At 67.9% G+C, this 12,816-nt stretch carries 12 protein-coding genes; 8 read left to right on the top strand and 4 right to left on the bottom strand.

What is annotated here, in order from left to right:
* Positions 1-42: 42 nt before the first annotated feature.
* A complete protein-coding gene (gene tyrS, locus ACZK4Z_RS01680) occupies positions 43-1,254 on the bottom strand; it encodes a tyrosine--tRNA ligase (protein WP_106466834.1) in 1,212 nt (403 codons plus the stop codon).
* Between the two features lie 167 nt (positions 1,255-1,421).
* Between tyrS and ACZK4Z_RS01675 the strand changes: the two genes are divergently transcribed.
* Complete coding sequence (locus ACZK4Z_RS01675; protein ID WP_032128447.1) at positions 1,422-2,894, top strand: M23 family metallopeptidase; 1,473 nt, start codon at positions 1,422-1,424, stop codon at positions 2,892-2,894.
* A gap of 65 nt (positions 2,895-2,959) precedes the next feature.
* Complete coding sequence (locus ACZK4Z_RS01670) at positions 2,960-4,087, top strand: anhydro-N-acetylmuramic acid kinase (RefSeq protein ID WP_293797980.1); 1,128 nt, start codon at positions 2,960-2,962, stop codon at positions 4,085-4,087.
* A gap of 72 nt (positions 4,088-4,159) precedes the next feature.
* Here the strand turns inward: ACZK4Z_RS01670 and ACZK4Z_RS01665 are convergent, their stop codons facing one another.
* From ACZK4Z_RS01665 to ACZK4Z_RS01655, 3 genes are all read right to left on the bottom strand, one after another.
* Entirely contained in the window at positions 4,160-4,390 is a 231-nt protein-coding gene (locus tag ACZK4Z_RS01665; RefSeq protein ID WP_279913194.1) for a hypothetical protein, read from the bottom strand.
* Positions 4,391-4,468: 78 nt separating this feature from the next.
* Entirely contained in the window at positions 4,469-5,773 is a 1,305-nt protein-coding gene (locus tag ACZK4Z_RS01660; protein WP_293797984.1) for an AmpG family muropeptide MFS transporter, read from the bottom strand.
* The gene (locus ACZK4Z_RS01655) at positions 5,770-6,570 is read right to left on the bottom strand and encodes an exodeoxyribonuclease III (RefSeq protein ID WP_032128444.1); all 801 of its coding nucleotides are present in this window, start codon (positions 6,568-6,570) and stop codon (positions 5,770-5,772) included. Before ACZK4Z_RS01655 ends, ACZK4Z_RS01660 begins: the two co-directional genes overlap by 4 nt.
* A gap of 162 nt (positions 6,571-6,732) precedes the next feature.
* Here ACZK4Z_RS01655 and pyrE point away from each other — a divergent pair, with 162 nt between their 5' ends.
* The 6 genes from pyrE (at position 6,733) to kdpC (ending at position 12,790) form a co-directional block, all read left to right on the top strand.
* Positions 6,733-7,392: an orotate phosphoribosyltransferase gene (gene pyrE / locus ACZK4Z_RS01650; RefSeq protein ID WP_010486876.1), complete on the top strand. Its 660-nt coding sequence runs from the start codon at positions 6,733-6,735 to the stop codon at positions 7,390-7,392.
* A 19-nt stretch (positions 7,393-7,411) separates the two neighbouring features.
* Complete coding sequence (locus ACZK4Z_RS01645) at positions 7,412-8,080, top strand: hypothetical protein (protein ID WP_293797989.1); 669 nt, start codon at positions 7,412-7,414, stop codon at positions 8,078-8,080.
* A 174-nt stretch (positions 8,081-8,254) separates the two neighbouring features.
* The gene (locus ACZK4Z_RS01640) at positions 8,255-8,347 is read left to right on the top strand and encodes a potassium-transporting ATPase subunit F (RefSeq protein ID WP_005407770.1); all 93 of its coding nucleotides are present in this window, start codon (positions 8,255-8,257) and stop codon (positions 8,345-8,347) included.
* 12 nt (positions 8,348-8,359) lie between these two features.
* Positions 8,360-10,069, top strand: coding sequence for a potassium-transporting ATPase subunit KdpA (kdpA, locus tag ACZK4Z_RS01635; RefSeq protein ID WP_293797997.1), 1,710 nt, complete (start codon positions 8,360-8,362; stop codon positions 10,067-10,069).
* Between the two features lie 10 nt (positions 10,070-10,079).
* Positions 10,080-12,137 (top strand): potassium-transporting ATPase subunit KdpB, encoded by a 2,058-nt coding sequence (gene kdpB, locus ACZK4Z_RS01630; protein ID WP_253146022.1) that lies wholly within the window; start codon positions 10,080-10,082, stop codon positions 12,135-12,137.
* On the top strand, positions 12,134-12,790 hold the full coding sequence (gene kdpC / locus ACZK4Z_RS01625) for a potassium-transporting ATPase subunit KdpC (RefSeq protein WP_293798000.1): 657 nt from the start codon (positions 12,134-12,136) through the stop codon (positions 12,788-12,790). Before kdpB ends, kdpC begins: the two co-directional genes overlap by 4 nt.
* The last annotated feature ends 26 nt before the right edge of the window (positions 12,791-12,816 follow it).

The raw sequence follows: 12,816 nt of genomic DNA, 5'->3' as shown, positions 1-12,816 counted from the left end.
TCTACAAAAGGAAGGGCCGGCTGCGCCGGCCCTTCCCTGGTGTCAGGCAGCGACCAGGCGCACGCGGGCGAAGGTGCGCTTGCCGACCTGCAGCAGGCCTTCGAAGCCCGGCTGCAGCACCTGCTGGCCGTCTTCGACCACTTCACCGTCCACCTTCACCGCGCGCTCCTTGAGCTTGCGGTTGGCTTCGGAGTTGCTCGGGGTCAGGCCGGCCGCGGTCAGCAGCGCGGCGATGCGCAGGCCTTCGGCCGGGATCGCCACGTCCTGCAGCGGCAGCTGGGTGATGTCGCCCTGCCCGGTCACCGCCGCTTCCCAACCGGCAACCGCCTGTTCGGCCGCTGCGGCGTCATGGAAGCGGGTCGCCAGTTCACGCGCCAGGCGCAGCTTGACCACGCGCGGGTTCAGGCCGCCATTGGCCACCTGCTCGCGCAGCTGTACGGCTTCGGCCTGGCTGATGTCGAAGGACAGCAGCTCGATCCAGCGCCACATCAGGGTGTCGTCCACCTTCATGGTCTTGGTGACGATGTCGATGGCCGGCTCGCTGATACCAATGTAGTTGCCCAGCGACTTGGACATCTTGTTGACGCCGTCCAGGCCTTCCAGCAGCGGCATGGTCAGCACCACCTGCGGCTTCTGGCCGTGGTGCTCCTGCAGGCCGCGGCCCATCAGCAGGTTGAACTTCTGGTCGGTGCCGCCGAGTTCGACGTCGGCTTCCAGGGCCACCGAGTCGTAACCCTGCACCAGCGGGTACAGGAACTCGTGGATGGCGATGGACTGCTGGGCGGCATAGCGCTTGGCGAAGTCGTCGCGCTCCAGCATGCGCGCCACGGTGTGCTGGCCGGCCAGGCGGATCATGTCGGCCGCGCCCATCTTGCCGAACCACTCCGAGTTGAAGCGGACTTCGGTACGGCTGCGGTCCAGCACCTTGAACACCTGCTCCTCATAGGTACGGGCGTTGGCCAGCACGTCCTCGCGGCTGAGCGGCTTGCGGGTCAGGCTCTTGCCGGACGGGTCGCCGATCATGCCGGTGAAGTCGCCGATCAGGAAAATGACCTGGTGGCCGAGGTCCTGGAACTGGCGCATCTTGTTCAGCAGCACCGTATGGCCCAGGTGCAGGTCGGGCGCGGTGGGGTCGAAGCCGGCCTTGATCCGCAGCGGGCGGCCTTCCTGCAGGCGCGCACGCAGATCCTCGAGCTTGAGGATCTCGTCGGCACCACGGCCGATCAGGGCAAGGGCTTCTTCAATCGAGGACACGTGACTACTCCCGGCAACGCCGATTCTTGTGTGGGGTGTTAAAGCAAAGTTAACCCGATTGGCTTCACAAAAGCCAATGGGCACAAGGGTTTGACGCGGTTTTCTCAGGTGTCTATGGTAACCGGCGATCAGGCCCGCGCTCCCGGGCTGCCAGGAAAGAACCGCCGATGCACAATTCCGAACAAGGGCGCGCACGCAAGCAGCGCTTCCAGGAACGCCTCCACGTCCTGCACGACAACGCCCTGCATCGGAAGCTCAGGCAACATCTTCCCGCCGCCTTCAATGAGCGCTGGACGCGCCGTCATTGGATGCATGCCAGCCTGTTCGCGACGATCGGCGCCCTGGTGGCGACCATCGTCCCGGGTTTCTCGCACACCATCGACGCGCCCTTCGCCGACAGCCACACCAGCCTGGCGCTGCCGTTGCCGCCGCTGACCATGGCCCGCCAGCAGCAGGTGCCCGGAGACAGCTGGCAGGTGCTGCGGGTGCAGCGCGGCCAGACCCTGAGCGACCTGTTCGACAAGGCCGGCATTCCGGCCACCACCCTGCACCGGGTACTGGACCACCCGGGCGCGCGCGAGGCCCTGACCAAGCTGCGCCCGGGTGCCGAGATCGCCTTCGACATGCCGCTGTCCGGTGACCTGCGCAGCATCCGCTTCGACCGCGATGCCGACAACCGGGTGGAACTGAGCCTGGCCGGCGATGACATCAAGGAGAAGGTGACCAAACGCGAGACCTCCACGCGCACGGTGGTCACCAGCGGCGAGATCACCAGCTCGCTGTATGCCGCGGCCCGCCGCGCCGGGCTGTCGCCGTCGGCGATCGCGACGATGACCGACGACATCTTCAAGTACGACATCGACTTCTCGAAGGACCTGCAGCCGGGCGACCGCTTCAGCGTGGTGATGGATGAAACCTGGCGCGAAGGCGAGAAGGTGGACACCAGCAAGATCCTGGCGGCGACCTTCACCACCGGTGGCAAGACCTATTCCGGCTTCCGCTTCGACCGCAACGGCAAGTCCGAGTACTACGACATCAACGGCCGTTCGCTGAAGAAGAGCTTCATCCGCATGCCGATCCCGTTCGCACGGCTGAGCTCGACCTTTGGCGCGCGCAAGCACCCGGTGCTGGGCAAGATGCGCATGCACAAGGGCGTGGACTACGCCGCGCGCACCGGCACCCCGATCATGGCCGCCGGCGACGCCCGCGTGCAGTTCGCCGGGGTGCAGCGCGGCTACGGCAACGTGGTGATCCTCGACCACGGCCGCGGCCACACCACCCTGTACGGCCACATGTCGCGCTTTGCGAACATCAAGACCGGCCAGCGTGTGGCCCAGGGCACGGTGATCGGCTATGTCGGCTCGACCGGCCTGGCGACCGGCCCGCACCTGCACTACGAATTCCGCGTCAACGGCGAGCACCGCAACCCGCTGACCGTGACCATGCCGCCGCCGGAGCCGCTGAAGGGCGCCGAGCTGGTCGCCTTCCGCGCGCAGACCGCACCGGCGATGGCGCGCATCCAGGGCATGGAGAAGCTGATCTACGCCGACGCCAGCCCGGCACCGACCAGCCGCGACGAGGCCGCCCCCGAGGTTGCCAGCGCCAAGGACAAACAGGCAACCGGCCGCAAGCGCGGCTGAGCCCCTGCGTTGACGAAGAAGGACGCGGCAGCCCAAGCTTGCCGCGTCCTTTTTTTATGCCTGCCATGAACACAACTGTCGACGCTGACGCCCCCCTGTACCTTGGCCTGATGTCGGGCACCAGCGCCGATGGCATCGATGCCGCGCTGGTGCAGTTCCCCAGCGGCGCTGGCTGCCGCTTCGTGCATGGCCTGACCGCCCGCTGGGAGCCGGTGCTGCGGGCGCGGCTGGTGGCACTGGGCGAAGGGGGCCCGCTGGACTCGCTGGAGGAGCTGGGCGAACTGGACGCGCGGATCGCGATCAGCTTCGCTGAAGCCGCCAATCAACTGCTGGCCGAGGCCGGTGTGGACCGCAGCCAGGTCCGCGCGATCGGCTCGCACGGCCAGACCGTGCGCCATCGCCCGCTGGCCAATCCGGCCTTCACCGTACAGCTGGGCGACGGCAACCGCATCGCCGAGCTGACCGGGATCACCACGGTGTGTGATTTCCGCCGCCGCGACGTGGCAGCCGGAGGCCATGGTGCGCCGCTGATGCCGGCCTTCCACCTCGGCATGCTGGGCACGGCTGATGAAGACCGCGCCGTGCTCAACCTGGGCGGGATCGCCAACCTGACCCTGATCCCGCGCGAAGGCGCGGTGCGTGGCTTCGATACCGGCCCGGCCAACGCGCTGATGGATGCCTGGTGCCAGCGCCACACCGGCCGCACCTTTGATGCCGACGGCGCGTATGCCGCCAGTGGCGCGGTGGACGAGAGCCTGCTGGCGGGTTGGCGTTCGGAGCCGTGGTTCGCGCTGCCGCCGCCGAAGAGCACCGGCCGCGAACAGTTCCACCTGGCCTGGGCCGAGGCCCACATGGGCGAAGGCCAGTACGCTGCCGCCGATGTGCAGGCCACCCTGCTGGAGCTGACCGTGGCAACGGTGGCCGATGCGCTGCTGGCGCAGCAGCCGCAGACCCGGCGCCTGCTGGTCTGCGGCGGCGGGGTGCGCAACCGGCAGCTGATGAAGCGGCTGGCTGCACGGCTGCCGGGGGTGCAGGTGGAGTCCAGCGCGGTGCATGGGCTGGACCCGGAGTACGTGGAAGCGATGGGCTTCGCCTGGCTGGCGCAGCGGACGATGGACGGGCTGGCCGGCAACCTGCCGAGCGTGACCGGGGCGACGGGGCCGCGGATCCTGGGTGCAATCCACCTGGCGTGAGGTGGTGCCATCCACGCATGGCGTGGATCTACCGGGAACGGCAGTCGAGCGGAGCTCGACGCTACAAGGGCGCTAATCGAAGCCCTGCCCTGCGGGCAGGGCCTGCAGGGCGGCGATGGCGTCGGAGAGCGCGTTCACTTCGGGATCGCCGAAGCCGGAGCGGACCTCCAGTTCACTGCTGAACAGGCCCTGCTCCAGCAAGGCGGCGCAGGTCTGTTCGTGGGTCCAGCCGCGGGCAACCGCGACACGTCGGATACGTTCCAGCAGCAGCGGGTCCAGGTCCCGCAGCACAACGTCGGCCATGCTCACTTCCCCGTTCGCAAGGCACCGCCCCCTCGGCGCGTCGGGGGCGATGATCCCGCAGACCGGGCGGGCAGGCAATCAGGCGACCGGCGGTGGCCCGCGGTCGGCGATGCGCGGCCACAGCCAGGCCAGCAGCAGCAGGGTCGGCACCACGGTGACCGAGCTGAGAATGAAGAACGTGCTGTAGGACGTGGCTTCGACGATGTAGCCGGAGACACCGCCGACGAACTTGCCGGGCAGGTTGGCCAGCGAGACCAGCAGCGCGTACTGGGTTGCGGTGAAGTTGCGGTCGGTCAGCGACGACATGAAGGCCACCAGCACGGTGCCGGCAAAGCCCTGGAACAGGTTGTCGGCACTGAGCGCGGCATAGAATGCCCACAGCTTGCCTGGGTTGTGCGCCATCAGCAGGAAGGCCAGGTTGGACAGCGCCACGCCCAGTGCGGCCACCAGCAGCATGCGGCGGAAGCCGAACGCGGCCACTGCGATACCGCCCAGGAAAGCACCGCCGATTCCCATCCACACGCCGAACAGCTTGGAGACGGTGGCGATGTCGGCCTTGTCAAACCCCGAATCAAGATAGAACGGACCGGCCATCACACCAATGACCTGATCGGGGAACTTGAAGAACCCGACAAATGCGAGCAGCGCCAGCGCCAGTGCCACACCATTGCGGGTAAAGAAGCTGGAAATGGGTTGGACGAAGGCTTCGGCAATGTCGATGCGGCGCTGCACCGCGGTGGCCGGGCGCTCTGGTTCGGCACACAGCAGGGTGGTGACGATCGGCAGCAGCATCAGCGCGGCCATCGCCAGGTAGGCGACGATCCAACCTTCGAACTGAGCCAGGTACAGCGCACCAGCGCCGGCCAGAATCAGGCCGATCCGGTAACCCAGCGTATAGGTTGCGGCCAGCGCGGCCTGCGCAGACTGCGGCGCGATCTCGATGCGATAGGCATCGACCGCGGAATCCTGGGTGGCACCGGCGAAGGAGGCCACCAGTACCCACATCACCAACGACCAGACCCCTTGCTCGGGCCGCACGAAGGCCAACGCAACCAGGGCCACCAGCACAACGACCTGCGATACCAGCAACCATGAGCGGCGGCGTCCAAGCCCGCCCAGCAACGGGAACGCATAGCGGTCCAGCAACGGTGCCCACAGGAACTTGAGCAGGTAGAAGAAGCTGGCCAGGCTGATCAGGCCGATGCTGCCCAGGTCCAGGCCGACGTCGCGCAGGCGCGTGGACAGGGTCTGCGAAGCGATCAGCAGGAACGGCAGGCCGCTACCGAAGCCAAGCATGGCCATGGTCAGCGCCGACGGGGTACCGAAGGCACGCTTGATTCCTGCCCAGCCCTTGTAGCTGACCGGCGTGGCCGCCTCGGTCACAGGTCGTAGTCCACGATGAACGGCGCGTGGTCGGAGAAGCGCTCGTCGCGGTAGATCGAGCAGCTGCGCAGGCGGTCACGCAGGCCCGGGGTGATGAACTGGTAGTCGATGCGCCAACCGACATTGTTGGCACGGGCCGCGCCACGGTTGCTCCACCAGGTGTAGTCCTCGCCGGTGGGGTTGAGCAGGCGGTAGGCGTCAGCCCAGCCACGGCCGGCGGCGACATCGGTGGCCTGGCCGTGGTCGGCGCACAGGGCGTTGAGCCAGTCACGCTCTTCCGGCAGGCAGCCGGAGTTCTTCTGGTTGGACTTCCAGTTCTTGATGTCCAGCGCCGAACGCACGATGTTCCAGTCGCCACACAGCACGTAGTCGCGGCCGCTGCGCGCCCATTCCTCGAGGATCGGCCGCAGCCATTCCATCACTTCGAACTTGAAGCCCTGGCGCAGGTCGCCCGAGCTGCCCGACGGGATATAGAAGGAGACCACGCTGAGGTTGCCGTAGCGCGCCTCGATGTAGCGGCCTTCGTCGTCGAACGGGGCCCAGCCGAGCGAGGTGATCACCTGGTCCGGCTCGCGCTTGCTGTAGATCGCCACACCGCTGTAGCCCTTCTTGGTGATGGCGTCGCGGTAGAAGCAGTGGTGGCCGTCCGGGCGGAACATCGGGTCGGTCAGCTGGTCTTCCTGGGCCTTGGTCTCCTGGATGCACAGGACGTCGGCGTCCTGGGACCGGAACCAGTCGAGGAAGCCCTTGGTCGCGGCGGAGCGGATGCCATTGGCGTTGAAACTGATGATGCGCATGCGGGGGACCTGCGGCGGGAAACCGGGCAAGCATACCGGTTGCCCGCGGGGCTGCGCAGTCCGCCAGGCCGGGCCGCGACACCCTTCACAGGGCCCCGGACGAGCGCGAAACGCCCAGCTGGATTAGGATTTGTGCTCCAAATGAAGATGAATCGAGTTTTGATGAGCGACCACCGCCACCGTTTCCTGCAGCTGGCCCTGACCGCCGACGCCCTGCGCTTCGGCCAGTTCACCCTCAAGTCCGGCCGGCTGAGCCCCTATTTCTTCAACGCCGGTCGTTTCGACTCCGGTTCGCTGCTGTCGCAGCTCGGCGCCTGCTACGCCGATGCCATCGATGCCACCGGGATCAAGTACGACGTGGTGTTCGGCCCCGCCTACAAGGGCATTCCGCTGGCCACCGCGATGGCCTGCGAGCTGGCCCAGCGTGGCCGTGACCTGCCGCTGTCGTTCAACCGCAAGGAAGCCAAGGACCACGGTGAAGGCGGCCAGCTGATCGGCGCCGACATGAACGGCAAGCGCGTGCTGATCGTCGATGACGTGATCACTGCGGGTACCGCGATCCGCGAAGCGCTGGGCATCATCCGCGCCGCCGGTGGCACCCCGGCCGGCATCGTGGTGGCACTGGACCGCCAGGAGATCGCTTCGGAAACCGATCGCCGTTCGGCGGCACAGTCGGTGGCCGAAGAGGCCGGCATTCCGGTGATCGCCGTGGCGTCGCTGGCCGACCTGCTTGATTTCGCCTCCGGCAACCCGGAACTTGTGGGTTACCGGCAGCCGCTGGAAGCCTACCGGGCCCAGTACGGCGTCCGTTCGATCCGCTGACCGACCCAGGGGAAAGGTCATGTCCCGAGTTCCTGCTGTGCTCTTTGCCGGCCTGCTGCTGGCCGTGCCGTTCACCGTACTGGCGCAGTCGCGCGACAGCGGCAAGACGGAAAAGAAGCTGTACTGCTGGAACGAGGGCAAGGAGCGGATCTGCAGTGATTCGCTGCCGGCCGACGCGGTCAACCATGCCCGCGAGGAGTTCAACGCGAAGAGCGGCCTGCGCAATGCGCAGGTCCAGCGCGCGTTGACCGACGAAGAGCGCGCCGCCGCCAGCACGGAGGCGGCGCAGCAGCAGCTGGACCTGATGGCCGCGCAGACCCGCCAGCGCACCGAGCAGGCGATGCTGACCACCTATGGCAGCGAGGACGACCTGCGCCGGGTGTTCGCCGAGCGCCAGGAAGTGCTGGACAACAACCTGAAGACCGCCGAGTACAACGTCACCAGCCTGCGTGAGTCGCTGGTGGCGCTGCTGGCGGCCGCAGGTGACCGCGAACTGGCCGGTGGCAAGGTGGCCGACAAGCAGGCCAAGGCGATCCGCCAGCGGCACGTGCAACTGCAGTCGCAGCAACGGCTGCAAGCCGGGTTCCTGCAGCAGCAGCAGGCGTTGAAGGCCGAGATCGACAGCACCCTGCAGCGCTATCGCGAGCTGAAGGGGCTGGTGCCGGCGAGCCAGGCTCCGGCGGGCTGACCACGCTCCTACCGCCGGGCATGGCCCGGCGCTACCCAGGGCCTGGTTACGGATTGGCCCACGGAATTTATGCACTCTTTACGCGTCGGCCCGGTCCGGCGCGTAGTGCGTTTATGGGCGGCAGGACGACGATGACGGCCTGAGGTGGAGGGGTTCCACCAGGACGCTATTGCAATGTCCCCCTGGCTGTCGTTGTTGTGTGGCGTGCTGGTGCTGGTCGCCGCCGCCTATCTCCTTTATGTCGTGCTGCGGCCCGAGTCGTTCTGAGCGGAGCCGGCCATGACTGAGATGCTTGTGATTATTGCCGCCAGCCTGCTGCTAGCGTGGCCGCTGGGCCTGTACCTGGCCCGCGTGATGCGTGGCACGCCGATGAAGGTCGACGTGCTGTTCCACTGGATCGAGAAACCGCTGTACAGGGTGTTCGGGGTCGATCCGTCGCGCTCGATGTCCTGGCGCGGCTACGTGCTGGCCTTCGTGCTGAGCAACGTGGTGGTTGCTGTGTTGACCCAGGCGGTGTTCATGACCCAGGCCTGGTTGCCGCTGAATCCGGACCAGATCCCGAACATGCGCTGGGACACCGCGCTGCACACGATGATCTCGTTCCTGACCAACACCAACCAGCAGCACTATTCGGGTCAGGCGCAGCTGTCCTATCTCTCGCAGATGACCGGCATCACCGGCCTGCAGGTGGTCACGCCGATGATGGGCCTGGCACTGGCGGTGGCCACACTGCGCGCGTTGTTCGCGCGTTCGCCGCAGGCCGCAGCGGCCAATGGTGCCGGTGATGACCGCCAGGTGGCGGTGGGCAACTACTACGTGGACGTGGTGCGCCTGTGCGTGCGCTTCCTGTTGCCGCTGTGCCTGGTGTGGACCCTGCTGCTGACCAGCCAGGGCGTGCCGTCGACGATGACCGGTGGGCCGCAGGCCACGCCGATCGACGCCAGCGCCGGCATGGCCGAACAGAAGCTGCCGCTGGGCCCGGTCGCGGCGATGGTCGCGGCCAAGCAGCTGGGCGCCAACGGTGGCGGCTGGTACGGCCCGAACAGCAGCTTCCCGCTGGAGAACCCGACCCCGCTGTCGAACGCGCTGGAAATCGTCGGCATCCTGTTGGTGCCGATGGCAGTGATCTTCATGATCGGTGCGTTCACCGGCCGACGTCGCTTCGGCGCCCTGGTGTTCAGCTGCATGCTGGGCATGTCGCTGCTTTCCACCGGCGCGATGATGTGGAGCGAAGGACATAGCGCCAGCGCCGCCACGCCGCTGCTGATGGAAGGCAAGGAAGTGCGCTTCGGCGCCGATGGCACCGCGCTGTGGGCGGCAGTGACTACCCAGGTCTCCAATGGCTCGGTCGACGGCATGCACGATTCGCTGGCGCCGCTGAGTGGCGGCATCGCGATGGTCAACATGCTGGTCAGCGCGATCTGGGGCGGCATCGGCTGTGGCCTGCAGCAGTTCATCGTGTACCTGCTGCTGGGTGTATTCCTGGCCGGGTTGATGACCGGGCGTACGCCGGAACTGTTCGGCCGCAAGCTGGAGACGCCACAGGTGCGCCTGCTGGCCCTGCTGGTGCTGCTGCAGCCGATCACCCTGCTGGTGTTCACTGCGATCACCCTGGCCGTGCCCGGCCTGGCGGGCACCTCCAACCCCGGCTTCCATGGCATCAGCCAGGTCTTCTACGAGTACGTCTCGGCCTACGCCAACAACGGCTCGGGCTTCGAAGGGCTGGGCGACGCCACGCTGTGGTGGAACCTGAGCTGCTCGCTGGTACTGCTGCTGGGCCGCTTCCCGCTGCTGATCATTCCGCTGGTGGTGGCCACACAGCTGGCTGCCAAGCGCCAGGCCCCGGAGTCTGCCGGCAGCCTGCAGATCGAAACCCCGACCTTCGCCCTGACCCTGGTCTCGGTGATCGTCATCCTGACCGTGCTGCAGTTCATGCCGGCGCTGGTACTCGGCCCGATCGCCGACCACCTGAGCCTGGGACTGCACTAAGGACACCCTGATGAGTACCCAAGCAAGTTCAACCCGTAGTACCCATGCAGCGCGCCCTGCCCTGCTGGATGGCGCCGGCCTGCGCCGTGCGCTGGTCGAAGCGGTTCTCAAGCTGTCGCCGATGCATCTGGTGCGCAGCCCCGTGATGGCGGTGGTGATGGCCGGCACGATCGTCGCCGCGATCGTCACCCTGACCGGCAACGCGCCGCTGGGCTTCGGCCTGGCGGTGACCGCGATCCTGCTGGTGACCGTGCTGTTCGGCAACTTCGCCGAAGCCGTAGCGGAAGCGCGTGGCCGTGGCCAGGCCGCGTCGCTGCGGCGTGCCCGCCAGGACCTGGTGGCACGCCGGCTGGCGGCGCCGCAGCCAGGCGCCGCCGAAACCCAGGTGCCGGCCGCCGAGCTGCGCCCGGGCGACCACGTGATCGTCAGTGCCGGTGAGCTGGTGCCGGCCGATGGCGAGATCGTGCAGGGCCTGGCCACCATCAACGAAGCGGCGGTGACCGGCGAATCGGCACCGGTGTTGCGCGAGGCCGGTACCGACCGTTCCGGCGTGATCGGCGGCACCAAGGTGCTGTCCGACCAGATCATCGTGCGGGTGACCGCCGAGCCGGGCCACAGCTTCCTGGACCGGATGATCGCGCTGGTGGAAGGTGCCAACCGCCAGAAGACCCCCAACGAGATCGCGCTGACCCTGCTGCTGGCGGCGATGACACTGACCTTCCTGGTGGTGGTGGCGACGCTGCCGGCGATCGGCGCGGCCGTAGGCGTGCAGGTCGATCCGCTGCTGTTGATCGCGCTGCTGGTGTGCCTGATCCCGACCACCATCGGCGGCCTGCTGCCGGCCATCGGCATCGCCGGCATGAACCGTGCGCTGGCCGCCAACGTGCTGGCCAAGTCGGGCAAGGCAGTGGAGGTGGCCGGCGACGTCGACGTGCTGCTGCTGGACAAGACCGGCACCATCACCTACGGCGACCGTCAGGCCAGCCACTTCCATCCGCTGGCCGGCATCGATGCCAGCCAGCTGCGCGAGGCCGCACTGCTGTCCTCGCTGGCCGACCCGACCCCGGAAGGCAAGTCGATCGTGCGCCTGGCGCGCGAACAGGGCTGCGCTACCGCCGAACCGCACCACGCCGAGTACCTGGCGTTCAGTGCGCAGACCCGCATGTCCGGCGTGGACCTGGAACACGGGCGGCAGATCCGCAAGGGTGCCGCCGATGCGATCCGTGCCCACGTGCAGGCGCTGGGCGGCAACGTGCCGGCGGAACTGGCCGGGCGCGTCGAGCAGGTCGCACGCAACGGTGCCACCCCGCTGGTGGTGGCCGAGGGCCGCCACGTGCTGGGCGTGATCGAGCTGTCGGACGTGGTCAAGCACGGCATGCGCGAGAAGTTCGCGCAGCTGCGGGCGATGGGTATCCGCACGGTGATGATCACCGGCGACAACCCGCTGACCGCCGCCGCAATCGCCGCCGAAGCCGGCGTCGACGACTACATCGCCGAGGCTCGCCCGGAGGACAAGCTGGCACGCATCCGCCAGGAGCAGGCCGGCGGCCGCCTGGTGGCGATGGTCGGCGATGGCACCAATGACGCGCCGGCGCTGGCCCAGGCAGACATCGGTCTGGCGATGAACTCCGGTACGCAGGCGGCGAAGGAGGCCGGCAACATGGTCGACCTCGATTCGGACCCGGCCAAGCTGCTGGCGGTGGTGGAAGTAGGCAAGCAGCAGCTGATCACCCGCGGCGCGCTGACCACCTTCTCGCTGGCCAACGACGTCTCCAAGTACTTCGCGATCCTGCCGGCGCTGTTCGCCGCGGCCGTTCCGACCATGGCCGCCTTGAACGTGATGCAGCTGTCGAGCCCGCGCAATGCGGTGCTGGCAGCGCTGATCTTCAACGCCCTGGTGATTCCCGCCCTGATCCCGCTCGCCCTGCGTGGCGTGCGCTTCCGCCCGGCCACTGCAACCGCACTGCTGCGCCGGAACATGCTGGTGTACGGCCTCGGCGGCGTGCTGCTGCCGTTCGCAGCGATCAAGGTAATTGACCTCCTTCTTGTCCTGGTATTCGGCGCATGAACCGTTCCGCTTCCACCTCCACCTCCCTGTCCCGCGAAGCAAAAGCCGAGGCCCGCGTGGCCAGCCTGCAGGACGGCGCCAGCTGGCGCCCGGCGATCGGCCTGGGCCTGGCCACCCTGCTGCTGGCCGGTGCGGTCTACGCCGGTATCGCCACCGGTTTTGCCGGCCTGGCCTACCCGACCCAGGCCGAGGGCAGCCTGCTGCGCGATGGCAACGGCCAGGTACGCGGCTCGGCATGGTTGTCGCAGCCGTTCACCGGTGACGGCTACTTCCAGGCACGTCCGTCGGCAGCCAACTACGACCCCATGGCCGCGGCCGGTTCCAACATGGCGCGCAGCAACCCGGCCCTGGCCGAGCGTGTTGCCGCCAGCACGGCTACAGTGGCCGCGCGCGAAGGTGTCGCCCCGGCGCAGGTGCCAGCGGACCTGGTCACCCAGTCCGCCGGCGGCCTGGATCCGCAGCTGTCGCCGGCGGCGGCGCGCCTGCAGGTGGCACGCGTGGCACGTGCCCGCGGCCTGCCGGTGAAGCGCGTGCAGGCACTGGTGCAGGCGCATACCGAAGGGCGCCAGTGGGGCCTGTTCGGCCAGCCGCGGGTGAACGTGGTGACGCTGAACTTCGCGCTGGACCACGCGGCCGCGGCCAAGGCACCGTGATGCCGGCCTGCACCGGCTGCGCGCAC

Source organism: Stenotrophomonas sp. 71799_Sma, assembly GCF_056482505.1.
The sequence above is the reverse complement of the archived record's forward strand: the minus strand, read 5'-3'. Positions and strand labels throughout refer to the sequence as shown.